The organism is Pseudoalteromonas simplex, from assembly GCF_015278155.1.
GTDB lineage: Bacteria > Pseudomonadota > Gammaproteobacteria > Enterobacterales > Alteromonadaceae > Pseudoalteromonas > Pseudoalteromonas simplex.
Genome location: NZ_JADILN010000017.1, coordinates 1 through 25,120 on the forward strand (window position 1 = coordinate 1; position 25,120 = coordinate 25,120).

The window sequence follows — 25,120 nt, forward strand, 5'->3', positions numbered from 1 at the left end:
ACATCAAGATGACTGTAGAACTAATCTGCCCAATCGCGATGGACGAAGGTTTACGCTTCGCTATCCGTGAAGGTGGCCGTACAGTTGGTGCTGGTGTTGTTGCAACTATCGTTGAGTAATCAACTATAGTGATGCATTAAGCATTAAGAAAAACCCGAGCTTAGTCTCGGGTTTTTTTATGGGTGAAAAAAGCTATCAGCTGTCAGCTTTCAGACGTCAGATTCGATCGGTGGGGTTGTTTAGTGTGGTGTCTCACTCAGCATTCGGCCTGTTCATTCTTCGGGTAGGTTGGTTTGAGCGGAGCGAAACCCAACGTAAACAGTGCTATCAGCTTTCAGACGTCAGATTCGATCGGTGGGGTTGTTTAGTGTGGTGTCTCACTCAGCATTCGGCCTGTTCATTCTTCGGGTAGGTTGGTTTGAGCGGAGCGAAACCCAACGTAAATAGAGCTATCAGCTTTAAGACGTCAGATTAGACCGTTGGGGATGTTTAGTTCCGTGTCTCACTTAAGCTTCGCCCTATTCATTCTTCGGGTAGGTTGGTTTGAGCGCAGCGAAACCCAACACAATCCATGCAAACCTTTTCTTTGGTAAACCCAACCATCATAAAACACTCCCAAGGTTATGCTTGACCTATAACCTAGAGCCTTTACCCTCGCTAACTCACACCTAGCAGTTAACCCTATTATTTCCCCTAAAACTAATTACTTACTTATATCTAAAGTCGTTTTGGTTTCATCATTTCGTCATGAAAAGTCACTTTTTTAGTAACAATGCCTTCTTAGTATGGCTGCGCTAATTATCCAAGTGCAGTTTAGTTAGCACTCAAATTCTTAAAATAACGTACTAACGGAACGTAACGATGAAAATTAATAAAATTGCTACTGCAATTGGTTTAACGTTGGCATTGTCAGCGACAGCCAATGCAGGTGTGTTACCAGACAGTCAAAAACAAAATGATTGGTATAGTGCCGCTGAAACAAAATTAACAGAAAAAGAGGCGGCGGCTCAGGCTGAGCAAACGTTTAAAGCGAAAAATGTCATTTTATTTGTTGGCGATGGTATGGGTATCTCAACGCTGACTGCATCGCGTATTATGGCGGGGCAAATGGAAGGTAAGTCGGGCGAAGAAGGCTTACTAAGCTTTGAGGAATTTCCATACTCAGCGCAAATCAAAACCTATAACGTTGATGCGCAAACACCTGACTCTGCAGGCACGATGACAGCAATTATTTCAGGTGTTAAAACCGATGTAGGTGTAATTGGTGTAAACGAAAATATCGAGCGTGGCGAGTGTGCAACTGTTGCTGGTAACGAGTTAATTACCGCAACAGAACTGGCAGAAATCAAAGGTCTAGCAACAGGTGTTATCTCTACGGCGCGTATTACTCACGCAACACCGGCTGCAACCTATGCAAAATCAGCTGACCGTAACTGGGAAGACGTATCAGATATGCCGGCTGATGCTGTAGAAGCGGGTTGTGAAGATATTGCCTCACAACTTGTTAATTTTGAGAAAAACCTAGAAGCACGCTTCGTAGGTACTGACGTAGATGGTCTTGAAGTTGTGATGGGCGGTGGTCGTCGTCACTTCTTACCAAAAGACGCAACGTTTAACTCAACTGATGCAGTGAGCGAAGTAGAAGGTGACCGTACGGATGAGCGTGACCTAACGGCTGAGTGGCAAGAAATGTACCCTGATGGTAAGTACGTCATGGACCAAGCAGGCTTCGATACACTAAATGCTGACAGCAAACGTGTATTTGCATTATTTAACGAATCACACATGCAATACGAAGCAGATCGCGCTAACGATGTAGCGGGTGAACCGTCATTATCTGAAATGACAGGTAAAGCAATTGATATCTTAAAGAGCAATGAAAAAGGCTTTTTCTTAACGGTTGAATCAGGCCGTATCGACCATGGCCACCATGCGGGCAATGCTTATAACGCGTTAAACGATACCGTTGAATTTGCCAAAGCAGTGCAAACAGCAGTTGAGAACACCAACCCAGAAGAAACTCTTATTCTTGTTACTGCCGACCACAGCCACGTATTCACTATCGCGGGCTACCCAAAGCGTGGTAATCCAATCTTAGGTCAAGTAGTTGCTATTGGTAGCGAAGAGCCAAGCCTTGCGGCAGATGGTATGCCTTACACCACAGTTGGTTATGCTAATGGTTTAGGTTTTCGCGATTTAGGCGATGAAACCGACGCTGATGCATCTTATAGCGAAGCGGCATTTGCAGGCCGTGTTGATTTAACGGGTGTTGATACGACTACTCCTGGTTATCACCAAGAAGCCACTGTGCCACTAAGTTCAGAGACTCATGCAGGTGAAGATATTTCACTGCATGCAAAAGGTCCAGGTGCGCAACTAGCACAAGGCGTTGTGGAGCAAAACGTAATTTTCCACATCATTAACCAAGCTCTAGAACTAATTGAAGAATAATGGCGACGACGATGAAAAAACTAAATTTAATTTCTCTTGCTGTAGTAGTGGCATTAGCGGGTTGTTCTGATGACGATGACAACTCACCAAAAACATTAACCATTGAAAATACATTAGCTGTTGGCTCTGAGCAGTGCGTAAACGGTGGTACAGAAACCCTTACCGGTGAAGATAGTAACGATAACGGTGAGCTAGACTCAGCAGAAGTAACGGATACAAGCGTTGCATGTAATGCACCAGCAACGTCGTTAACGGCATCGCAATTAGCGCCATTGACTGATAATGAATGGTTCAAGTCAGCACAAGTTAAAGTCGCTAGTAGCGAAGAAAACATTGCTGCCGTTGTAAAAGAGTCAGGTAAAGCGAAAAACGTGATTCTGTTTGTTGGTGACGGCATGGGTATTTCAACTGTCACAGCAGCACGTATTATGGCCGGTCAACTAGAGGGTAAGCTAGGAGAAGAGCATCAACTAAGCTTTGAAACACTACCATTCTCAGGGTTTGCTAAAACCTATAACGTTGATGCGCAAACACCTGATTCTGCGGGTACGATGACGGCAATGGCATCGGGCGTAAAAACGGATGCTGGCGTTATCGGTGTTGATGAAGACATCGAACGTGGTAACTGTGCAACGGTTGCAGGTAATGAACTAGTTACAGCCACTGAGCTTGCTGAGATTGCCGGTAAGTCGACGGGTATTGTTTCGACAGCCCGTATCACTCACGCAACGCCTGCAGCAACGTATGCAAAATCGGCTGACCGTAACTGGGAAGACGTATCAGATATGCCAGAAGCGGCAGTTACCGCTGGCTGTGAAGATATTGCATCGCAGTTAGTTAACTTTGAAGCAAACCTAGAGGCACGCTACGAAGGCTTAGATGTTGATGGTTTAGAAGTTGTCATGGGCGGTGGTCGTCGTCATTTCTTACCGAAAGACGCAGCATTTAACTCTGCTGATGCTGTGAGCTCGGTAGAAGGCGACCGTACAGATGGTCGTGACCTAACAGCTGAGTGGAAAGCTAAATATCCTGCAGGTCAATATGTGATGGACCAAGCTGGTTTTGATGCAATTGATGCAGAGTCAACTGAGCGCGTATTTGGTTTATTCAATGAATCACATATGCAATACGAAGCAGACCGTGCAAACGATGTAGCAGGCGAGCCTTCACTTGCTGAAATGACAGCAAAAGCAATTGATGTGTTAGATAACAACGCCAATGGTTTCATGCTAACAGTTGAAGCCGGTCGTATTGACCACGGTCACCACGCTGGTAATGCTTACAATGCACTAAGCGACACAGTTGAGCTTTCAAAAGCAGTCCAAGTTGCTCTTGATAAAACCAGCATCGAAGACACGTTAATCATAGTAACAGCTGACCACAGCCACGTATTTACCATTGCAGGCTACCCAAAACGTGGTAACCCAATCTTAGGTAAAGTGGTACCTGTGGGTAGTGATGAACCATCACTTGCAGCAGATAACATGCCATACACAACGGTTGGTTATACCAATGGTGGCGGTTTCCGCGACTTAGGTGATGAGACTGATGCTGATGCAGGTTATAACTTTGCACCGGTAACGGGTCGTGTTGATTTAACAGATGTTGACACAACAACGCCAGGTTTCCACCAAGAAGCTGTTGTACCACTAGGCTCTGAAACACACGCAGCAGAAGATGTGGGTGTGTATGCAGTAGGTCCAGGTGCACATTTAGTAACAGGCACTAATGAGCAAAGCCTTATCTTCCATGTTATGGATTATGCCGCTGACCTTGTTAAACAAGCCGATGCTAAATTAGCACAATAATGAGTGTTTGGGAGGCTCCATGCCTCCCTTACTCAATTAGTTATAAAGTAAACCAAGACAAAAGAGAATCCCGTGAAAGCAGCCATCTTACTTGCCTCATTACTTAGTCCACTTGCTGTTGCAGGGCAATGCGATATGAACACCGGTTTTACGCAAGCAGACTATAAAGTCACCACAGAAATCGTTGCTAATAAGCAGCATACTGAAAACACTTTTACCCTTTGGCGCACGCCTCACCAGGTGGCTAAGCAGAATCCACAATTTATTGAATTATGGCAACAGTTGCGCAATCAACAAATTCGCCCAATTCGTTATTTTCAGCATGCCCAGCGTGGTATTGAGTATCAACCATCGGAAGTGCAAGGTGAACAAGATTGGAGTAGCAAATATCAGCTAGTAAGCGATAAGTTTTTAGCCTCAATGACGCACCAGAAAAGCACCGGTGAAGGCTGTGAGTTAACAGAGTATTACACACAGCAGCAGGGTGAGAGCAAAATAGAGCTAAGCTGGCTTGCCAATCAAAAGTTACTCAAAGCAATTCGTATTTCAACACCAACTTATAGCCGTGAAATTGCTTTAACAGCCAGTCATTACAACCAGCAAAAGATTCAGGCAGAATTTGCGAAATGGGATAACTATCAAACGACCGATTACGCAGATATCGGTGATAATGAAAGCGATCCATTTTTAGCTAAAATGATCAACTTAGGGTTTGTTGAGCATGGTGCAAGTGGATTTTATGATGCGCAAGGTAATCAGCTCAAAGGTGAGCATGGTCATCATCACTAATTAAAAAAGGCACCTTGGTGCCTTTTTTGTTGTTTAATTACTTTAGCTTAAATCTAAAATGCATAGTTCCAAGTTAGATTTACAGTTCGGCCAGTGCCTGCAAAATAGCGAGTTGCCGATGGGTTTGTTTGCCCATAATAAGTGATGTAGTACTTATCTAGCAGGTTATCGATACCTAGGCTAAATGCACCATACTCAGCACTTTGATATTGCACTGATAAATCAACGGTTGTGTAGCCGTCAAATTCTTCACCAGTATTAAAGTCGCGATCAAACACTTTATTAACTTGTAAGCGGCTAGACAAACTTGCTGGCCATTGTTGCTGCCAGTAAAGGTTTAACCGTGTCGGTGAAATATTGCTGCCGCCTAAGTCGCTCTCTACTTTATTGTCGCCATCACCGTCATATTGGCCTTCTGTATCAGCGTAACTTGCACCGAATGTTGTGCTGTTAGTTAGGTAATACTGTGCATTGGCTTCAAAACCTGAGATCTCAGTGCGTTCACGTTTTACACTGTAAATACCATCAGCATCAGCTTGTAAACGAGAGCCTAAGTCTGAGTCAGATTCAAAGTAGCTGGCTTTAATATTGAAGCTATCGCTTGCATATTCAAAACCTAATTCGCGGTTATCAGAAATCACAGGTTCTAGGTTTAAGAAACTTTCAACCGATAAGCCAGCTTGGTTTATACCACGCAGTACACGCCCCACATCGGCCATGCTAAAGCCTTCGCTGTAGCTTGCGTAGAAACGAAGGTCATCAGTCACTTGGTAGACAACACCTAAGTTCTCTAATAATTCGTTAAAGCTTGGCTCACCGCCTTCTACAAAGCTGCTGTTGTAAGATGCTAGGGTAGTAAAGTCATCTACTTTTAATTTGCCGTACTCGTAACGAACACCGGCATTGAAAGTCCAATCTTCTAAGCCGTCATAACGTAGCTGAGCGAATGGTGCGATGTTATTAAACTTGGTTTTTGGCACCCAATGACGACCTGTTTGCGCAAGCTCTTGGTATGTTTCGTCAGAAAGTAAATCGATACCGGTCGCAATATCAAACTGGCTGCTTAATAGGTTATCTTTATTATAAGTAACGCGACTTCCAAACTTTTGTGACTTGTTTTGAGATTGGTCGTAAAGGTTTTCACCAAATTCAGGATCTTGGAAAGTACCAAATGTACCGCCGCCATACATTGCCGCAAAATCTTGCGTGAATAACTGAACTGCAAGGTTGCCGCCAGCGATATTAGTGTGGTTGTAATCAAGGGTGAAGGTTGTTACACGGTTGCGTGGTGCATCACCTTCTATATCGCCTTTTTCAGCTGATGTGGCAAGGCCTGTTGTTGGGTCACCACTAATAGCAACAAAATCTCCATTACCCTCAATTTTGTAGTGGTTCAGCATCGCTTGAATACTTTGTTCATTATCAAGCTGATATTTAACTTTTAAAAATAGGTCTAGGCTGGTTGAGTCTTGCGTATCACCTTGTGTGCCATCTAACCCAACAAAGTCTCCGTTACCATCGCGATACATACCAGTACTACGTGCCGATACACCGCCAATAAAACTAATATCATCTAGCTGTTGGCTGAATAAGTAGCTGGCTTTATAGCTTTGGCTGTCGCTGCCACCGTCTGTCGGAGTGCTAAACCCTGCGCTCATTTGGTGATTAAAATCGCCTGCTGATTTTGTGATGATATTAATAATACCGCCGCTTGCGCCCATGCCTTGGATTGCATTAGCACCACTGATCACTTCGATGCGTTCGATCATAGCAGGATCAATTGTATTGCCGTCACGAGAACCATTACGCAACGGGTTCGACTGAGGTACACCATCAATCATGTATAGCGGTTCACGGCCACGTAGTGTTTCACCTGCGCTAGTCATCTTTTGACGGCTTGGTGAAAAACTCGGTAATAAATTACCTAAAATTTGCGATAGATCTTGAGTGTGAGCAAGTTGCTCAGCAATGTCTTCACTGGTAATAACGCTGATAGTTGCAGGTACAGTACTAACAGGTGCCGTACTACGCGTTGTAGAAACAGTAATACGCTCAATATCTTGAGCCTGATTTGCTAACGCAGCGATAGGAGTAAGTAAAAAAGGAAGCGCAAATTTCATTGACATCGTTAAATCGCTATATAATTGTTATTAAAAATTGTTCGTATTTATACATGTGTTTATTACTGCAATCAATATTGTGTAAAGGCTATAAAAACTTGGTTTACTTTGGTTTTTCTGTAAGTGACTGATAATGATTATTTAATTTTTCTAAACGGTTATTTAATTAATTTAAAAAATAATTGGTAAAAAAGCCGCTTGTTGATTACCGTTAATGAAGGAGGAACAGTCATGACCAAAATAAATACAAAACACCCTGCGGGTACTTTCTGTTGGGCCGAGTTATGCGCAAAAGACTGGCAAGCTGCAAAGCAATTTTACACGCAACTTTTTGACTGGGGTTTTGATGATCAGCCAATAGGTGAAGACATGTATTACACCATGCTGCAAAAGCAAGGTGATGATATTGCCGCTATGTATCAACTGCCTGCAAGTATGAGTGAGATGCCAACCCATTGGTTATTATATATTGCTGTTGATGATGTTGACCAAAGCACTGAGCTGGCAAAATCATTGGGGGCAACGGTTTTGGCAGGGCCACATGATGTCATGACGGCAGGTCGCATGGTGATGCTGCAAGAGCCTGGCGGCGCAACATTTGCCTTGTGGCAAGCGGGTGAGCATATCGGGGCTAAAAGAGTGCAAGAGCTTAACCTACTTTATTGGTTTGAGCTTGTGTCGAAAGACATGCAAAAAAGTCGCAACTTTTATTGTCAGTTATTCGGATGGCAGTTTGAGGTGAAACCCATGGAAGGTATGGACTACACCTTATTCACTATTGATGAGCAACCGATAGCAGGCATGCTCGAAATGACCGATGAATGGCCAGATGATATTCCACCGCATTGGATGCCGTATTTTGCGGTAGCAGATTGCGATCAGGCGGTTGCCAAAGCAACGCAGCTTAATGGCGCTATTTGTGTACCAGCAACAGACATTCCAGATGTTGGGCGTTTTAGTGTGATTACCGACCCACAAGGGGCCGTTTTTTCTATTCTTAAGTCAACCATTGATGAATTAACTTAAGCTCTTGGTTTTTGCCAATCTGTCCCAAAGTATACACCTAAGCCTCATCAAGATGCAGAAACTCGCACCTTGAGGTGGTTTAGGTATAAATACCCCAACTAAGGAGCAGATTGATGACTAAGCATGTGGTGGTTACAGGGGCCAATAAAGGTATTGGCCTTAATTTATGTAAACAATATTCAGCCAAAGGTTACCGTGTTACCGCGGTGGTTCGCACCCCAAGCGAAGAACTTCAAGCACTCGATGTGAAAATTATTAGCGACATTGATGTATCTAACGCCGATGATGTTGCAACACTTGCCAATTACTTACACGGCGACAAAATTGATATTTTGGTTAATAACGCCGGTATTTTTCACAACGAAACATTCGCTGATATGGACTTTGCTGCCATCGAAAAGCAAATTAGCGTGAACAGTATCGCGCCTATTCGTATTACGCATGCATTACAGCAAAGTTTAGGCATTGATGCTAAAGTGGCGATGATTACATCGCGCATGGGCTCAATTGCTGATAACGGCTCGGGCGGTTACATTGGTTATCGCATGTCAAAGGCGGCCCTTAATGCTGCGAGTGTTAGTTTAGCCTATGAGTTAAAAGATAAAAAAATTGCTGTTGGCTTATTTCACCCAGGCTTTGTACAAACGCAAATGGTTAATTTTGCTGGCGATATCAGCCCTGAAACTGCAGCAGAGCGTCTCATCAAACGTATTGATGAACTAAACCTTAGCAACACAGGTGGGTTTTGGCATTCAAATGGTGAAACGCTACCTTGGTAATACTTTTTTCACTGTTTTTATAACTCGGTTAGTTAGTAGCTAAAAAGCTGCTAACTGCTGATAAGTTTCGCTAATTTTTGAACTTATAGTTTGCTATACTCGTACAATTAAAAGTCATTTTGATGTAGAGAACAGCACATGGAATTAGAGCAAAATAGCGAATTAACCCTTCCTCTTTTTTATTTCGATGAAAACCTTCATAGCCGCGATATTGAATCTCCAGATCTATTATTACATGTAACGTTAAGCGAAGAGTTACTCGCGCAGCTTTGTCAAAACCCAGCTGCTGATAGCAGTGTCGCTATTGCTATTAATGAATATCGTCTTGAAGCGTTAAATGATGATTATCAAGTATTGATTAATAGTGAGCACGACGCGCAGTTAACTTTAGTTCGCGGGCCATTATTGAGCGCAATGCTTAGCTGTGACAATGATCAAACTTTTGTGTCGCCGCAAGTAGATATGATGCCAACCTTCGATTTAGGTGATGACGTTGAAGATATCGAGGAGGAAGGATGAGAAAAACCCTCACGACCGTATTCGGCCTTATTCTTTTAAGTGGCTGTGCATATTTAGGCGCTGCTCATTACGATGAATTGTTTGGTGAAGAGCAACCTAGAGAGCGTGTTGTTGCTGCATCAACACTTGAAGGCGCCGAGTTTTTAAGTGACGTAAAACCTATTCTTGACACTCGTTGTGTGGTTTGTCACGGCTGTTATGATGCACCTTGTCAGCTTAAGTTATCTTCTGTGGAAGGAATTGACCGAGGTTTAAGTAAAGAGCGTGTCTATGATGGCACACGTTTGCTTGCACAAGAGCCAAGTCGTTTACTATTTGATGCGACAACCACAGCTCAGTGGCGTGAAAAAGGCTTTACGCCAGTGCTTAACGAGCGAGTACAAACCGAAGAAGCGAACCTAGCGGGTAGCGTGCTTTATAACTCTTTGGTGCTTAAGCAAAGCAGCCCTCTGCCTAAGCAAGCTATTTTAGGCGATGAGTTTGATTTTTCACTCGATCGTGAACAAACATGCACCACAATGAATGAGTTTGATTCATTTGCTAAAGATAATCCACACAGTGGTATGCCATATGGTTTACCGGGGATCTCAAGCGAAGAGTTTCAGCACCTTGCTAAATGGCTCAGAAAAGGCGGATATCTTGCTCATATTGAGCCCCCTGAAAAAGGCGTACTTAAGCAAGTGGAGCGCTGGGAAGCTTTCTTAAATCAAGATGGTTCAAAGCATCAACTAGCTGCTCGTTATATTTACGAGCACTGGTACTTAGCGCATATTTATTTTCCTGAGCATGGCGATAAACACAGCTACTTTAAACTAGTTCGCTCTTCGACTCCGCCGGGAGAAGAGATCAAGCATATTAGCACGCGTCGCCCTTATGAAGACCCTAAAGTTGAACGAGTTTACTATCGTTTAATGCATGACCGCTCGACTATTTTAGCTAAAACACATTTACCTTTAGCATTAAATGATGAAAAACTTGCCCGCTTACATTCGCAATTTATTGAAGCTGATTATCAAGTGAATAAATTGCCAAGCTATAAGCCTGAAGTAGCATCAAATCCGTTTAAAGCTTTTGCAGCAATTCCAGTAAACTCGCGTTATCAATTTATGCTTGATGAAGCAGAGCTTATAATCATGGGCTTTATTAAAGGTCCTGTTTGTCGTGGTCAAATCGCGTTAAACGTGATTAACGATCAGTTTTGGGTTGGTTTTGCTAAGCCTCAAATGGCGGCGACACCTAAAGTCGGTGAAATGTTGTTACAACATGAAGATGCGCTAGCTTTACCTGCAGAAGAAGAAAGTAACGCTTTACCGATTTCTAGTTGGGTAAAGTACTCAAAACGCCAAAACAAATACTTATCAGCAAAAGTTGCACTGGCAAATAAGATGTTTGAGAACGGTCAGCACCTTACCACCGATTTACTTTGGCAAGGTGATGGTCATAACCAAAATGCAGCGCTGACGGTGTTCCGTCATTTCGATAGTGCAACGGTTGTAAAAGGGTGGATAGGCCAGCAACCAAAGACTGCTTGGATACTCGATTATGCCTTATTTGAACGTATTCATTACTTGCTGGTGGCGGGGTTTGATGTGTACGGCAATATAGGTCATCAGCTTTTAACTCGTTTGTATATGGACTTTTTACGCTTAGAAGGCGAAGCAAATTATCTGGCGTTATTACCAGAAGCTAAACGTAAAGAAGTTAAAGCTCAGTGGTATCGTAAATCACCACCTAGTTTAACCAGTTTCTTTGAAGATGAACTGTCATTTAGTCAACCTACTGGCATTGAATTCAAAACAGCAGATCAGCAGTCTGAGCTGTATAACATGCTTAAAGAGAAGCTCAAACCAATTTTGAGTCCTCGTTATGACTACACCAAAGTGCCAGAACCGCTTGCACAAATAAATGATTTGCCTGTCAAAGCAATTAATCTACTGCCGCAAATTTCGTTTGTGTTAGTCAAAGAGGGCGATGAACAGCACAAAGCCTATACTCTTATTCATCACAATGCTCATTACAATATTTCGAGTTTATTGAATGAAGAAGGGCAGCGAGCTTATGACGAAGATACTGTAACAATTGTACCGGGGTTTATTGGTGATTACCCAGAAGCAATTTGGTATCTACATAACGAACAACAGGTTGCTGCATTTGCAGCTGGGCTTGCTAAAGTGACTGATGAGACGGCATATAGAGACCTGAAAAGCGAATTTGCGATTCGTCGAACGCATCCTCAGTTTTGGCAATACAGCGATATTTTGCATCGTGTAGCTAAAGAATACCGAGGTGTCGAATTTGGGTTATTTGATTATAACCGCCTCGAAAATAGGTAGTCTTTAAGTACAGCTTTGTTTGTTGATAAAGCCCACTTAATAGTGGGCTTTACTGCTTAATTTAGACTAGAATAAAATAAAAAAGATCAGAGAAATGCATGTTAAACCTAGTTATTGATATCCGTAAAAGATATCGCTGGGGGTTATTAGCGATAGCGCTTCTAATATCCTTGTCAGCGGCCTTGATTCAATCTTTGTTGTATATCCAAAAGGGTGATGCCGAGGTGATCAATATTGCCGGCAAGCAACGAATGCTCTCTCAAAAGATTGCTTTGCATGGTAACGCATTAATTTATGACAAGTCTCTGCCTGTAAAGCAACAGCATCGCAAGCTGCTACAAGACACCGTTGAGCAGTTTATTGCAGGTCACCAGTTTTTGGTTGCTCGCGATGGTCCAAATACGTTTCGTCATTTAAATCAGGAGTTAGAGGCACATTACTTTGCTGCTCCAAATAAGCTTGATGCGCGTGTTAAGCGCTATGTAAGTAAAGCACAGAAGCTATTAAATAGCCGTGACGACTACACAGATTTTGACGGGCCTGTTTTCGAAACTCAACAAGTTGAAGTCTTATTAAATGAATTAGATGTAGCTGTTGAGTTGCTTGAGCAAGAGTCTGTAAAAAAAGTCACATTTATTGCAACAGTTGAATTAATATTTTGGTTAACGGCTTTGCTGTTGTTATTGATTGAACTATTTTTTGTCTTTAAGCCAATGGAATCATTAATCGCTAAAACAATTAATAAGTATCAAACTCAAAAAGAATATGCGGAGCAAATAAGCAAAAATAAAGAGCGCTTTATAGCTCGCGCAAGTCATGAATTTCGAACACCAATACAAGGCCTTACAGCCTCTATTGAAGCGCTTGATATCAATGAACAACAGCTCGCAACTAAAAAACAAGCTGTTTATTGTGTGAATAGATTAGTCGCAATGTTAGATGAACTTGTTGATTTACAACAGCTCACAACAGGAAATTGGCAATTAAACCCGAGTCGTGGAAATTTAAAGTTGACTCTAAAACACGCGATCACCCCATTTGAATATGTTTGCGACGAAAAGAATATTCTGCTTAGTATCGATATTCCAGAATCTCTTAACAAAGATGTACTCACTGATCATGCTCGTTTACAGCAAGTTTTGGCTGAACTCATCAACAATGCAGTAAAGTTTACTGCTGAACAAGGTCGAATTGCGATCACAGCAAGAAGCCAAGGCGAACAAAACTATATTATTGAAGTGCAAGATAACGGCAAAGGATTTGAAAAGCCACCGACCGATATACTCAGCTTGGAAAATGATAGCGAGCAACATTTTCAAGGCCTTAAAACTGGTTTGTTGAGGGTGGTGCATATTGTTAAAGCTTTGCAGGGGAATATTGAGTTTTTAAGTGCTCAACCGCAAGGTGTTAAAGTGGTGCTTAGCTTAGAGTTAAGTAATGCCGCTGGTGATGACGCAGAGGTTTTATTACCCAATAAGTTACACTGCTTAATTGTGGAAGATAATCAGTTGAATGCCACTATATTAGGTCGTATTTTAGGGCAGTTAAATTACAGCTTTGATATCGCTGAAAATGGCTTAATCGCCACAGATAAAGCGTCAGATAAGCAGTATGATTTAATCTTTATGGATTTGAATATGCCAGTTATGGATGGCTTTAAAGCGATTGATATTATTCGTAATGAGCAGGGGCAACAGGTGCCAATTTTGGTGGTGACGGCCAATACATCAAATGATGATTTACAACGTGTGTATGAACTTGGGGCTAACCTACATGTATACAAACCGATATCACTAGATTCAGTGCAAAAAGCTCTCAGTATTTTATTTACCGAGAGCTCACAGGGATAACCAAAGCGTTAAATTAGTTTGTTACTTTGATGTCGCCAACACCTACTTCAACGTCAATATCATGCAGTCCATTGCCTCGGTAGCTTGAGTGAGAGCTAACGACTTTGCGGCTGGTGTTAGCCTCTTTTTTCAAGCCGCGAATCTTGGTGTCGCCCACACCGGTATCCAGTTCAATGCGTCTGTAATCGTCAAGCGCACTATCAATTCTTACTGCGCCCACACCAAGCTCAATCTCAACTGAATTACTTGCGTCGTTAATTTCAATATCACCTACACCTAGCTCAACATCAATTGCCATTGATTTAGGCATTTTTACATACCAGTTTTGTTGAATGTCATCGTTATCTAATTTTAAGCTAAGTGAGCTGGCACTTTGCGAGTGGCTTAATTCGATATCAGATAAGTCAACATCAGAGCTGAACCAGCTATTGTCATTTTTTGGTTCAATGCGAACCGTAACCACGACTTCACTGCCGTCATAACTTTCGACTTCTAAGCTGCCCACCGGAAAATCAATATCAAGCTGGCTTGCGCCATTCACTGTAAAGTTATGATTTAGCTCACGTGAGTCTTTTGCCATTGCGTATGTTGTTGTAAGTGCTAGGCCTATTGCTGCTACACAAAGTAATTTTTTCATTGTCTGATTCCTGTTAATGACCTTTTATACCTTAGTCGCAGCCGTGTTCAAAAAAGGTTTAAACGATTTTTAATTTTTTATCGAATGCGGTAACGTCAAGCTAACGGTAACTTAGAATGAGGATTCAAAGTGCAACAAGTGCAGTTGGTTAATGTTCGAGCCAGCCTGAAGGGCCAAGGCAATGACGTTTATTATTTAGATGAGCTCAATATCAATGTATCGCCATTGCAGCAATGGGTTTTACTTGGCGCTAATGGGGCGGGTAAATCGGCTGTGGCCGCTGCCATTGCTGGTTTTGCGAAAATAGAGCAAGGCCACTATGAGAATAGCTTTGAGCGTATAGCATTGGTATCGCCAGATAGCCAAAAGCAGCTCCTCGCGGTCGAGTTAACTAAAGATCAAGATGATATTATTGAGGGTGTTACGGCTACGAATACAGTTTATGAGCTGATTATTGCAGGTCGAGACGAGCAACAGCTTGATAGTGATTTGCTACAGCAACTAATAAGCCTATTTGATTTTAGTGACAAACTTAGCAAGGCATTTCGCGATTTATCGACCGGTGAAACCCGCAAATTGATGCTGATTAAAGCCATAATAGGTCGGCCAGATTTACTTGTGCTTGATGAGCCTTTTGATGGCTTAGATGTCAAGGCAATGGCTGGGTTGAATCAGTTACTCGCTGAGCTTAGTAAAACGACGACCCTTATTTTTGTGCTTAATCGCTTAACTGAGATCCCTGACTTTGTGGATCATTACGCCTACGTTAAAGAGGGCCATGTGGCTCAGCAATTAGCAAAGCCTACAGCCGAGCAGCGCGATGATTTACTTAAGCTATTGCACCTTACTCATACACAGCTACAAATACCTGAGGCAAATATTGACCATCAAGCGCCTCCGCTCACAGACTCTATGCTGGTAAGATTAAACAACGCATCAGTCAGTTATGGCGGTGAGGTTATTTTTGAAAAACTAAACTGGCAAATTAACCAAGGCGAACATTGGCAGTTAACAGGTAAAAATGGCTCAGGTAAAACCTGTTTGCTGAACCTTATCACGGGTGATAACCCGCAGTGTTACAACAACGATATCAAGGTGTTTGGCTACCAGCGCGGCAGCGGTGAGAGTATTTGGCAAATTAAACAACACATTGGTTATATCTCTAACGCGCTGCATATGGATTATCGAGTGAGTATCACCGCACTCAATACGGTTGTTTCGGGCTTTTATGACAGCATTGGTCTTTACCAAAAAGCCACTGATAAGCAACTTGCCATTGCCAAAAAGTGGTTAGCGTTATTAGGTTTAAGTGATAAACAAAGCAGTTCATTTAGCCAACTGTCTTTTGGTGATCAGCGCTTATTGTTGATTGCTCGGGCTATGGTTAAACACCCTAACTTATTGATTCTTGATGAGCCTTGCTTAGGTCTTGATGAAGCGAATAGGCAGCGCGTGTTATTACTAATAGAAAAAATCTGTGCTGCAGGCACCAGCACCGTGGTGTATGTTAATCACCACGCGAGTGACAAAATAGTCGGTATCAACAATTATTTAGAGATGGCTGATTTCACAAAAAAAGCGCCATAAGGCGCTTTTTAAACGATTGAAATCATTTAAATACGGGTAACGGTAAAACCCTTATCTGTTAATTGCTTCAATAAGCCGTGTTGCTCTGGTAAGTGCAAAGCGCCCACTGCAATGAACAGCTTTTCTTTACCGATGCGAGTAGATAGTTGATTAACCCAATCGTTGTTACGGTCTATCAACATCACTTGCTCGCTTAGCTGACCATACTGAGAGTCATCAAAGCTTTCGTTATAAAACTGTGTAAGTGTTTTCATGTCACCTGATTTCCAAGCCTTGATCAGGCCAAAAAAGTAGGTGTCTACATCTGCAAGTTGGTCGAACGTTTCTTCGATCATTTTGTCATTCATGATTGCTAAGTGCTCAAACATTTCCATTTGGCGTTCAAGAGTTTCTAGCTCACCAACAGAAATTTTATGTTCTTGAGCATAAGCAAGTACTTGCTTGTCTATGCCGTATTGATCTGAAAAACCAACGCTTTGGAACTCCATTTGCATCATGGTGACCATCACCGCCCACGGTGCTAAGTTCTTAAACATCGCAATATCAATTGATTTATCCGCAAAGTACTTTTGCAGTTTTGCATAGTTTTCTGATGATAATTCTGATTGTAAGGTTTTGCCATTTTTCAGCATCATAAATGGTAATGAGCGACGCTGCATTTCCATCGGTGAAATAGCGCTGATATCCACCTCAACAATGACTTTATCTGAGTTATCGAGTGCTTTTTTTACCTTGCTCGGTAAGCCTTTCATGCTGTTGTCACCCACATGTACGGTACCAAATAAATATGAAGCAACGCCGTTCTTTTCTACTTTCCATAATCCCGGCTCGGCAAGTGCATGTTGGCTAAAACCAAGCAGTAGCACCATAAAAAACAGGGCATTTATACGTTGGACGAATTTCATAACTTTCCTTTTCATTACGTGGTTATTTTCAATACTAAACTAATTTTTTAAAGAGGCGTTAAATTAAATCGGCTTTAAGCAGAAAAAATTACATTTAATTGCCAAAAATTAATCAATCATAGAATGGCAGATAAAGAGGTATGAAATTTCAATATTAAGCAAATTGCGAAAAATAAATCTTATTAATGGTAAAGTTTAGATATTTATTTCTATAAAGTCGTTTTTTTGCTTGTTTTTTGAATTGAATTTTATGTTGACTTAACGCCCCCAGCGCGGTACTAATAGAAAAAGACAGCGGGATGGCTAGATTTCCGCTACAAATGAACAGAATTTGGTTACAGATAAATGCTTACAAACAAACTTTCTCTAATTCTAATTAACGTCGTGGTGATTATTATTACCGCGGGGGCTAGTTAGTGCTTAGAGAAAAGTGAAGCATTTAAAAAGCCCCCCGCACTTAACAGTCCGGGGGGCTTTTTTGTTTTAAGGTTTGAGTCGCAGCAAATACACAATGTCACTGAGGAATGAGGATTTACGATGACAGGCGCAGAGTTAACAATCGATTTATTAGCCAAACATGGCGTTAAGGATGTTTTTGGTTACCCAGGCGGTGCCATCATGCCTATTTACGACGCCTTGTACGGTGCGCCAGTCAAACATTATTTGACGCGTCATGAGCAAGGAGCGGGTTTTGCAGCAGTAGGGTTTGCCCGCAGCACAGGTAAGTTAGGTGTGTGTTTTGCAACATCAGGCCCTGGTGCAACCAACTTAATAACCGCTCTTGCTGATGCAATGATGGATTCAGTGCCGTTACTTGCCATCACAGGACAAGTACCTACCGCCGCAATAGGCTCCGACGCCTTTCAGGAAGTGGACGTGTTAGGTATGTCGTTATCATGTACTAAACATAGTTACATGGTTGAAAGAGCTGAAGATTTAGCCGAAATCCTACAAGAAGCCATCCACTTAGCGCAAAGCGGCCGCCCAGGTCCTGTGTTAGTTGATATCCCGAAAGACATCCAAATGGCACAAGTGCCATTCCACCCTTGGTTAGCCGCCGAAGATCATTTACCAAAATTAGACCCGAACCAAGTTGCAATAGCTAATCAAATCTTAAGTGAAGCGCAGCGCCCTGTGGCGTATATCGGTGGTGGTGTACAAGCTGCTGATGCACAAAACGAGCTTATGCAGTTTTTAGAAAAAACACATATGCCTGCGGTATCAACGTTGAAAGCGTTAGGCAGTGTATTACCTGATTATGAATATGATTTGGGTATGCTAGGTATGCATGGCGGTAAAGCAGCTAACTTAGCAGTGCAAGAGTGTGATGTTTTGGTTTGTATCGGTGCCCGTTTTGACGACCGTGTTACTGGCAATTTAAGCAAGTTTGCCGCAAAAGCAAAAGTGATACACCTTGATATCGACGCAGCAGAGGTTGGTAAGCGTAAGCCTGCAAAAGCGTCATTAGTGGCAGATTTAAAAACGTCATTACCGCAACTTGATTGTTTTGTAACGCCTGATGAATGGTTAACGCATATCGAAAGCATGATGAAAGAGCATGCATGGCGTTATGACTATCCAGGCGAGAAAGTATTTGCCCCTTATTTATTAAACCAGCTAAGCCAAAAAATGCCATCAACGGGTGTTGTGTGCTGTGATGTGGGTCAGCACCAAATGTGGGTGGCGCAGCACATGAAGTTTAGCCACCCAAGCAATCATTTAAGTAGTGGTGGTGCAGGTACCATGGGCTTTGGTTTACCGGCCGCTATCGGCGCTCAAGTTGCTCGTCCAAATGATTTTGTGATCACGGTGTCGGGTGATGGCTCAATCATGATGAACATTCAAGAACTGGCTACAATTCGCCGTAACAATCTGCCAGTTAAAATTCTAATCTTAGATAACCAGCGCTTAGGCATGGTACGTCAATGGCAGCAGCTATTTTTTGAAGGTCGTTATTCTGAAACAAACCTTTCAGATAATCCTGATTTCGTGCAGTTAGCAGCGGTGTTTGGCATTCCAGGTCAAACCATCACTAAAGCAGATGAAGTCGATGCTGCGGTTGATGCGCTAGTTAATAGTGAAGGTCCATACATTCTGCATGCCTGTATTGATGATAAAGAAAATGTATGGCCGCTTGTACCACCGGGTGCTGCCAATGATGAAATGATGACGGAGACAGTAAAATGAAACACACCCTAACGATTGCACTAAAGAATCAAAGTGTCGCTGTAGAGCGCTTTTTACGCGTTGCACGTCATCGCGGCTTTGACCTAACAACCATGAATTTAGAAATGGCTGATGAAGCGTTTCACGTCACTATGACAGTAGACAGCGATAAGCCAATTTATCTACTAACATCACAATTGAATAAATTGGTTGATGTTAAACACGTTAATGTTGAAAACCAATTTCAACAGCAAGCAATCTAGTAAAAATCAACAGGTAACTAGAGCAATCAGATTGATGCTTTAGTGAGAAATAAATTAGGAATGAGGAAGTCAGTGGCATGCCACTGCAATAACTGAGGTAATTATGGCTAAATTAAGAAGTGCAACAACAACAGAAGGTCGCAAACGTGCAGGGGCGCGTGCTTTGTGGCGTGCAACAGGGATGACAGATAAAGACTTCGGTAAGCCAATTATCGCTGTTGTTAACTCATATACTCAGTTTGTACCGGGTCATGTTCACCTTAACCAACTTAGTGAGCTGATGGCTGAAACCATCACCCAAGCCGGTGGTGTACCAAAAGAATTTAATACTATTGCAATCGACGATGGTATCGCAATGGGTCACGGCGGCATGCTGTATTCACTACCATCGCGTGACTTAATTGCTGACTCTGTGGAATACATGGTTAATGCACACTGTGCCGATGCCATGATCTGTATTTCTAACTGCGACAAAATCACCCCAGGGATGATGCTAGCTGCACTGCGTTTAAATATTCCGGTTATTTTCGTATCAGGTGGTCCAATGGAAGCGGGTAAAACACGCCTAGCTGATATCGACATTAAACTTGATTTAGTGGATGCCATGGTGAAAGGCGCTGATACCACAGTAAGCGATGAAGACTCTGAAAAAGTCGAGCGTTCTGCGTGTCCTACTTGTGGTTCGTGTTCGGGTATGTTTACTGCCAACTCAATGAACTGCTTATTAGAAGCGATTGGTTTAGCGCTGCCGGGTAACGGTACCACACTTGCTACGCATAAAGACCGTAAACAACTTTACGTTGAAGCAGGTGCGCGCATTGTTGATTTATGCCGTGAGTATTATCAAAAAGATAATGCAGCAGTATTACCACGTGCGATTGCTAATCGCACTGCCTTTATGAATGCAATGGTAGTTGATATTGCTATGGGTGGTTCATCAAATACGGTTTTACACTTATTAGCTGCCGCGCAAGAAGCGGGTGTCGATTTTGACATGTCGCACATCGATGAGCTTTCCCGTAAAACTCCTTTCCTTTGTAAAGTGGCACCCGCAACCAATAAATATCACATTGAAGATGTGCACCGCGCTGGTGGCATGATGGCAATTATCCGTGAGTTAGGTAAAGCAGGCCTTGTTGATTTATCTGTTGATCACGTTGCAGGCCACAGTATGGCTGAAATGGTGGCTAAATGGGATGCCACCGATCCGAATAATGAAGTAGCGCAAAAATTCTATAAAGCAGGCCCAGCCGGTATCCGTACTACAAAAGCAATGAGCCAAGAATGTCGCTGGCCAGAACTTGATAATGACCGTGAAAACGGCTGTATCCGCAGTGTTGAAAATGCCTTTCGTCAAGATGGTGGCCTAGCTGTACTTTCAGGTAACTTAGCCCTTGATGGCTGTATTGTTAAAAGTGCTGGCGTAGTTGAAGAAATGCTGCACTTTGAAGGCCCTGCTGTTGTATACGAATCACAAGATGATTCGGTTGAAGGCATCCTTAATGGTGAAGTAAAAGCAGGCGATGTTGTTGTAATTCGTTACGAAGGGCCAAAAGGCGGCCCAGGCATGCAAGAAATGCTGTATCCAACGAGTTACTTAAAATCAATGGGCTTAGGTGAAAAGTGTGCGCTTATCACCGATGGTCGTTTCTCGGGTGGTACATCAGGTTTATCAATTGGTCACGTTTCACCAGAAGCAGCAAGCGGTGGTGCAATCGCTTATGTTGAAAATGGCGATAAAATAGTAATTGATATCGCAACCCGCGAAATCACTTTAGCGCTGTCAGATGAAGAGCTTGAAGCACGTAAACAAAAGCAACTTGCACGTGGTAAAGACGCTTATAAACCACTTGATCGTGACCGCTATGTTTCATCTGCACTTAAAGCCTATGCATTACTTGCAACCAGTGCAGACAAAGGAGCTGTTCGCGATTTAGCAAAACTTGAGGAGCTTAGTTAATTATGGTTTCTCAAGAGCTCGATTATTTTCGCGCTATCATCCAAGCGAACATGGAGCCGCTTGCAAAAGTCACTGAGGTCAGCGAAATGGCTGATCTTAGTGCACGGTTAGGCAACCATGTGTGGTTAAAGCGTGAAGACCAACAACCGGTTTATTCATTTAAGCTTCGTGGTGCTTTTCATAAACTGAGCAAGTTGCCAAAAGGGTCTGATGTGATCACAGCCTCAGCGGGTAACCATGCGCAAGGGGTTGCACTCAGTGCCTCATTTTTAGGACATAACGCAACGATTGTGATGCCAGTTACAACACCAGAAATTAAAGTGAATGCAGTACGTTCACTCGGTGGTGAAGTGGTATTACACGGCCATCATTTTGATGCGGCAAAAGCCCATGCTTTAGAACTGACAGAGCAGCGTAACGGGGTGTTTGTGCCACCGTTTGATGATCCTGATGTGATTGTTGGCCAAGGTACCGTTGCCCGTGAATTAATGCAGCAATTGAACGACCTCGATGCTGTTTTTATTCCTGTTGGCGGTGGTGGTTTACTTGCAGGCATGGCGGTGTACATTAAGTCGTTACGTCCTGATATCAAAGTCATTGGTGTTGAAGCTGACGAGAGTGCTTGCCTAAAAGCAGCGCTTGAAGCGGGCAAGCCCGTTGAGCTTGACCGTGTTGGCAGCTTTGCAGATGGTGTAGCCGTAAAAGTCATCGGCACAGAAACATTTCGTTTAGCGCAAAAGTTTTGTGATGAAGTGGTCACTGTAACGGGCGATGAAATCTGCGCCGCAATGCAAGATATCTTTGTTTCGACTCGTGCGATAGCAGAACCTTCAGGGGCGCTATCAACAGCAGGGCTGAAAAAATGGTGCCAACAAAATGGTGTTAAAGGCTTAAACGTTGCTGCAATTTTATCGGGTGCAAACTTAAACTTTGACCGCTTACGTTATGTTGCAGAGCGGACTGCTCTTGGTGAAAAGAACGAAGCACTCCTTGCTGTGACCATAAAAGAAGAAAAGGGTAGCTTTAAGCAGTTTTGTAATTCACTAGGTGGCAGAGCTATCACCGAGTTTAATTACCGTTACGCAGGCCCCGGCGAAGCACAAATTTTTGTTGGTATTGCATTAAGACAAGGGCAGCAAGAGCTTGATGAATTAAAAGCGGCACTGACAGAAAACGACTACACGTTTTGCGATCTATCAGATAACGAGCTGGCTAAATTGCATATTCGTTATATGGTGGGTGGTAAAGCGCCTGCTCAACTTCATGAGCGTTTACTACGCTTTGAGTTTCCTGAATACCCAGGCGCACTGGCGCGATTCTTAGATACCCTTGGTAGTAATTGGAATATCACTTTATTCCATTATCGTAATCATGGTGGAGCGATTGGTAATGTGCTGGCGGCCTTTGCTATTGAACCGAGTGATTATGAGGTATTCAATGAGCATTTGAACCGTTTGGGATACAACGTTCAAGATGAAACGAACAATCCATGTTTCACCCAGTTCTTAACTAGCCAAGGTCAAGAATTAAGTGAGGTTAAAGCGGCAAATCAGTAGCTTAATATAATCAAGGCTGCTAATTAGTAGCCTTGTTTTTTTGTCTATTTTTCCTATAGTTATTGCACGGTTCTCAATCAAGGATGATGCGTGCAAGGAATGAAAAGTCTACTTGGGTTAATCTGTCTAATGCTCTCTATGAGCGCACAGAGCGTTGATAACGTTAGCTTACAATTAAAATGGACTCACCAGTTTCAATTTGCAGGTTATTATATGGCTGCAGAAAAAGGCTTTTACAAGGAAGCGGGCCTTAATGTTGCTATTATACCTGCCGACCCAAATGATCCTGATACCTTTCCTAAAGTGTTAAACGGCCAAGCCGACTTTGCCATTACTCACTCAGGCATATTACAAAAACGCCAGCAAGGCGCATCGGTTGTTGCCCTTGGAGCCATTCTGCAGTTTTCGCCTTACTGCTGGATGGTAAAGAATAACTCAGATATTTTTCAGCCCAGAGACTTTGTTGGAAAGAAACTCAGCAAAGTTAGCTCACTAGAAAATGCAGAACTCTTGGTCATGTTACAGCGTGCTGGATTGAGCCAAGAAAGCTTGATGGCAGCTAGCCATGAAGGCGGCGTTAAAGAGTGGCTTGCCGGTGATTTAGATGCGGTGCAAGTTTATGTGACCAATGAGCCTTACAGCATGACTCTTAGAGGGGTTGGCTATCGACTCATTTGCCCGCAAAAGTTCGGCTTGAATGTGTATGGTGATATTTTATATACCTCTGAGCAGTTTTTAGCGAAGAAGCCTGAGGTTGTAGAGCGTTTTTACCGCGCGAGCCTAAAAGGGTGGCGATATGCTTTATTGCACTTAGAAGAAAGCATCGATGTGACCAAGCAGCACTATGCTAAACATAAAAGCGTACAGGAGCTGGCTTATGAAGCACATGTTTTGGCAAGCTATATTCAACCTCCAGGGATTAAGTTAGGCAATATGTCGATGGCAAAATGGCGTTTAATTGCAGATCTATATGGCATCGAGCAAGCTGATTTTGATCAGGCTTTTGATGGCTTTATGTATGATCAGCAGCAAGCTGAAGCTATTGAGCTGTCGTGGATGTTGATCCTCGCCATCATTTTAAGTATTGCGTGTGTGCCATTGTACAGTCGCTTGATCAGCAGTAACCGACGTTAAATAAGATAAAAGCTGTTATACTGCTCTTTATTTCTTGTCGCTAAGTAGTTATGACACTTGCCGAGCACTTTGCAGCTTTAGATGCACTGCTATTTTCAACCCGCCAATACTGGCAATGTACCGCATTTGATTTTGATGATCTTCCTTGGCCTGAATTAGCCAACTTATTATGGGCGCTTGATGACCAACAAGTGAGTGAACTTGATGCCGATCAGCAAGCTTTATATCGTTATTTTACTGAGGCAATAGAGGGTATCGACCAGTTGACTGAGTTGTGTAATTTGCCTGCTATAAGTGCTGCCCGTAATGAATTTCCATTTTGGATAAGTAATGGCATTAAGGGCCGTAAGTTTGAACAACTACAAGACTTTGTCGCGGCCATTAGTCAGCAGTCATTAAACCAGCCTGTTTTAGAATGGTGTGCTGGTAAAGGGCATTTAGGTCGTATGTTGGCATTTAATGGGGCACCACGTGTCCATAGCATTGAGCTACAACAACACTTGTGCGATCAAGGTCAACACAGTGCTAAGCAACAGCAATTGGCGATGCAGTTTTCACAGGCTGATGTATTAACCGATGACACAGATGGCTTTTTTGAAAGCCAGCAGCATGCAGTTGCATTGCATGCCTGTGGTCGTTTGCATCAAACATTTATGCAGCAAGCAAGTAAAGCGAAAACCCAGCAAATTAGTTTTTCACCGTGCTGTTATCATTTATTCACTGATAACGCTTATCAAGCAATGAGCGAGCCCGCAAAAAAAAGCCAACTTGCGCTTACTCATCGTGATTTAAAATTGGCACTACAAGAAACAGTAACAGCACCGAGCCGAGTTGATAAGGTCAGAAAAACAGAGGTTGAATGGCGTCTTGGATTTGATGCGTTACGTAAATCACTGACCGGTGAAATGCACTATGTGAGTGTACCGTCAGTGAACAAAGCAATCTTCTCTGATTCTTTTAACTCATTTTGTTTATGGGCTGCTGAGAAAAAATCATTACATTTACCTGAAGGCATTGATTACACTAAGTTTTTAGAGATAGGTAAAAAGCGCAAAAGGGTCACCGAGCGAGTTGAACTCGTCCGACATGTGTTCAGAAGGGCAATTGAAGTTTGGCTCGTGCTCGATCGTGCTTTATATTTGCAACAACAAGGGTATCAAGTAACAGTTAGTACGTTTTGCGAAAAGCAGCTGACACCAAGGAATATCTTGATCCAAGCTAATTATTAAAAACCGTA

At 42.7% G+C, this 25,120-nt stretch carries 19 protein-coding genes; 16 read left to right on the forward strand and 3 right to left on the reverse strand.

What is annotated here, in order from left to right; translation table 11 throughout:
• From IRQ78_RS19380 to IRQ78_RS19395, 4 genes are all read left to right on the forward strand, one after another.
• Nucleotides 1–119 (forward strand): EF-Tu C-terminal domain-related protein (locus tag IRQ78_RS19380; protein WP_456107211.1); only part of this gene is annotated, 119 nt, incomplete at its 5' end.
• Between the two features lie 742 nt (nt 120–861).
• Entirely contained in the window at nt 862–2,451 is a 1,590-nt protein-coding gene (locus IRQ78_RS19385) for an alkaline phosphatase (RefSeq protein WP_054554097.1), read from the forward strand.
• A gap of 11 nt (nt 2,452–2,462) precedes the next feature.
• Nucleotides 2,463–4,259 carry an alkaline phosphatase gene (locus tag IRQ78_RS19390; protein ID WP_138601209.1) on the forward strand — a complete coding sequence of 599 codons (1,797 nt, stop codon included), beginning with the start codon at nt 2,463–2,465 and terminating at the stop codon, nt 4,257–4,259.
• A 72-nt stretch (nt 4,260–4,331) separates the two neighbouring features.
• Nucleotides 4,332–5,048, forward strand: a complete 717-nt coding sequence (locus IRQ78_RS19395; RefSeq protein WP_166339644.1) for a hypothetical protein — start codon at nt 4,332–4,334, stop codon at nt 5,046–5,048.
• A 53-nt stretch (nt 5,049–5,101) separates the two neighbouring features.
• Here the strand turns inward: IRQ78_RS19395 and IRQ78_RS19400 are convergent, their stop codons facing one another.
• Nucleotides 5,102–7,168 carry a TonB-dependent receptor gene (locus tag IRQ78_RS19400; RefSeq protein WP_194442938.1) on the reverse strand — a complete coding sequence of 689 codons (2,067 nt, stop codon included), beginning with the start codon at nt 7,166–7,168 and terminating at the stop codon, nt 5,102–5,104.
• Between the two features lie 231 nt (nt 7,169–7,399).
• Here IRQ78_RS19400 and IRQ78_RS19405 point away from each other — a divergent pair, with 231 nt between their 5' ends.
• From IRQ78_RS19405 to IRQ78_RS19425, 5 genes are all read left to right on the forward strand, one after another.
• Nucleotides 7,400–8,194, forward strand: a complete 795-nt coding sequence (locus IRQ78_RS19405; RefSeq protein WP_166339640.1) for a VOC family protein — start codon at nt 7,400–7,402, stop codon at nt 8,192–8,194.
• 113 nt (nt 8,195–8,307) lie between these two features.
• Complete coding sequence (locus IRQ78_RS19410; RefSeq protein WP_054554102.1) at nt 8,308–8,973, forward strand: SDR family oxidoreductase; 666 nt, start codon at nt 8,308–8,310, stop codon at nt 8,971–8,973.
• A 138-nt stretch (nt 8,974–9,111) separates the two neighbouring features.
• The gene (locus IRQ78_RS19415; RefSeq protein WP_054554103.1) at nt 9,112–9,492 is read left to right on the forward strand and encodes a hypothetical protein; all 381 of its coding nucleotides are present in this window, start codon (nt 9,112–9,114) and stop codon (nt 9,490–9,492) included.
• The gene (locus IRQ78_RS19420; protein ID WP_194442939.1) at nt 9,489–11,825 is read left to right on the forward strand and encodes a fatty acid cis/trans isomerase; all 2,337 of its coding nucleotides are present in this window, start codon (nt 9,489–9,491) and stop codon (nt 11,823–11,825) included. The genes IRQ78_RS19415 and IRQ78_RS19420 overlap by 4 nt, the downstream gene beginning before the upstream one ends.
• Nucleotides 11,826–11,923: 98 nt before the next feature.
• Nucleotides 11,924–13,675 carry a response regulator gene (locus tag IRQ78_RS19425; protein WP_194442940.1) on the forward strand — a complete coding sequence of 584 codons (1,752 nt, stop codon included), beginning with the start codon at nt 11,924–11,926 and terminating at the stop codon, nt 13,673–13,675.
• Nucleotides 13,676–13,688: 13 nt separating this feature from the next.
• Here the strand turns inward: IRQ78_RS19425 and IRQ78_RS19430 are convergent, their stop codons facing one another.
• Nucleotides 13,689–14,312 carry a DUF4097 family beta strand repeat-containing protein gene (locus IRQ78_RS19430; RefSeq protein WP_138601195.1) on the reverse strand — a complete coding sequence of 208 codons (624 nt, stop codon included), beginning with the start codon at nt 14,310–14,312 and terminating at the stop codon, nt 13,689–13,691.
• A 129-nt stretch (nt 14,313–14,441) separates the two neighbouring features.
• Here IRQ78_RS19430 and IRQ78_RS19435 point away from each other — a divergent pair, with 129 nt between their 5' ends.
• Complete coding sequence (locus tag IRQ78_RS19435) at nt 14,442–15,899, forward strand: ATP-binding cassette domain-containing protein (protein ID WP_194442941.1); 1,458 nt, start codon at nt 14,442–14,444, stop codon at nt 15,897–15,899.
• A 26-nt stretch (nt 15,900–15,925) separates the two neighbouring features.
• Here the strand turns inward: IRQ78_RS19435 and IRQ78_RS19440 are convergent, their stop codons facing one another.
• The gene (locus IRQ78_RS19440) at nt 15,926–16,804 is read right to left on the reverse strand and encodes a TraB/GumN family protein (protein WP_194442942.1); all 879 of its coding nucleotides are present in this window, start codon (nt 16,802–16,804) and stop codon (nt 15,926–15,928) included.
• Between the two features lie 537 nt (nt 16,805–17,341).
• Here IRQ78_RS19440 and ilvG point away from each other — a divergent pair.
• The 6 genes from ilvG to IRQ78_RS19470 all read left to right on the forward strand — a co-directional run bounded on the left by ilvG (nt 17,342) and on the right by IRQ78_RS19470 (nt 25,112).
• Nucleotides 17,342–18,991: an acetolactate synthase 2 catalytic subunit gene (gene ilvG, locus IRQ78_RS19445; protein WP_194442943.1), complete on the forward strand. Its 1,650-nt coding sequence runs from the start codon at nt 17,342–17,344 to the stop codon at nt 18,989–18,991.
• Entirely contained in the window at nt 18,988–19,233 is a 246-nt protein-coding gene (ilvM, locus tag IRQ78_RS19450) for an acetolactate synthase 2 small subunit (protein ID WP_054554110.1), read from the forward strand. Before ilvG ends, ilvM begins: the two co-directional genes overlap by 4 nt.
• Before the next feature lie 103 nt (nt 19,234–19,336).
• Nucleotides 19,337–21,193 carry a dihydroxy-acid dehydratase gene (gene ilvD / locus IRQ78_RS19455; RefSeq protein ID WP_194442944.1) on the forward strand — a complete coding sequence of 619 codons (1,857 nt, stop codon included), beginning with the start codon at nt 19,337–19,339 and terminating at the stop codon, nt 21,191–21,193.
• Between the two features lie 2 nt (nt 21,194–21,195).
• On the forward strand, nt 21,196–22,749 hold the full coding sequence (ilvA, locus tag IRQ78_RS19460) for a threonine ammonia-lyase, biosynthetic (protein WP_138601184.1): 1,554 nt from the start codon (nt 21,196–21,198) through the stop codon (nt 22,747–22,749).
• Nucleotides 22,750–22,887: 138 nt separating this feature from the next.
• Nucleotides 22,888–23,883: an ABC transporter substrate-binding protein gene (locus IRQ78_RS19465; RefSeq protein WP_228482690.1), complete on the forward strand. Its 996-nt coding sequence runs from the start codon at nt 22,888–22,890 to the stop codon at nt 23,881–23,883.
• A gap of 50 nt (nt 23,884–23,933) precedes the next feature.
• On the forward strand, nt 23,934–25,112 hold the full coding sequence (locus IRQ78_RS19470; RefSeq protein ID WP_194442945.1) for a methyltransferase: 1,179 nt from the start codon (nt 23,934–23,936) through the stop codon (nt 25,110–25,112).
• The last annotated feature ends 8 nt before the right edge of the window (nt 25,113–25,120 follow it).

Bases quoted from the DNA above. Each gene is read 5' to 3' on its own strand.
- IRQ78_RS19385 (WP_054554097.1), top strand. From the start codon at position 862: ATGAAAATTAATAAAATTGCTACTGCAATTGGTTTAACGTTGGCATTG.
- IRQ78_RS19390 (WP_138601209.1), top strand. From the start codon at position 2,463: ATGAAAAAACTAAATTTAATTTCTCTTGCTGTAGTAGTGGCATTAGCG.
- IRQ78_RS19400 (WP_194442938.1), bottom strand. From the start codon at position 7,168: ATGAAATTTGCGCTTCCTTTTTTACTTACTCCTATCGCTGCGTTAGCA.
- IRQ78_RS19405 (WP_166339640.1), top strand. From the start codon at position 7,400: ATGACCAAAATAAATACAAAACACCCTGCGGGTACTTTCTGTTGGGCC.
- IRQ78_RS19410 (WP_054554102.1), top strand. From the start codon at position 8,308: ATGACTAAGCATGTGGTGGTTACAGGGGCCAATAAAGGTATTGGCCTT.
- IRQ78_RS19415 (WP_054554103.1), top strand. From the start codon at position 9,112: ATGGAATTAGAGCAAAATAGCGAATTAACCCTTCCTCTTTTTTATTTC.
- IRQ78_RS19420 (WP_194442939.1), top strand. From the start codon at position 9,489: ATGAGAAAAACCCTCACGACCGTATTCGGCCTTATTCTTTTAAGTGGC.
- IRQ78_RS19425 (WP_194442940.1), top strand. From the start codon at position 11,924: ATGTTAAACCTAGTTATTGATATCCGTAAAAGATATCGCTGGGGGTTA.
- IRQ78_RS19430 (WP_138601195.1), bottom strand. From the start codon at position 14,312: ATGAAAAAATTACTTTGTGTAGCAGCAATAGGCCTAGCACTTACAACA.
- IRQ78_RS19440 (WP_194442942.1), bottom strand. From the start codon at position 16,804: ATGAAATTCGTCCAACGTATAAATGCCCTGTTTTTTATGGTGCTACTG.
- ilvG (WP_194442943.1), top strand. From the start codon at position 17,342: ATGACAGGCGCAGAGTTAACAATCGATTTATTAGCCAAACATGGCGTT.
- ilvM (WP_054554110.1), top strand. From the start codon at position 18,988: ATGAAACACACCCTAACGATTGCACTAAAGAATCAAAGTGTCGCTGTA.
- ilvD (WP_194442944.1), top strand. From the start codon at position 19,337: ATGGCTAAATTAAGAAGTGCAACAACAACAGAAGGTCGCAAACGTGCA.
- ilvA (WP_138601184.1), top strand. From the start codon at position 21,196: ATGGTTTCTCAAGAGCTCGATTATTTTCGCGCTATCATCCAAGCGAAC.
- IRQ78_RS19465 (WP_228482690.1), top strand. From the start codon at position 22,888: ATGAGCGCACAGAGCGTTGATAACGTTAGCTTACAATTAAAATGGACT.
- IRQ78_RS19470 (WP_194442945.1), top strand. From the start codon at position 23,934: ATGACACTTGCCGAGCACTTTGCAGCTTTAGATGCACTGCTATTTTCA.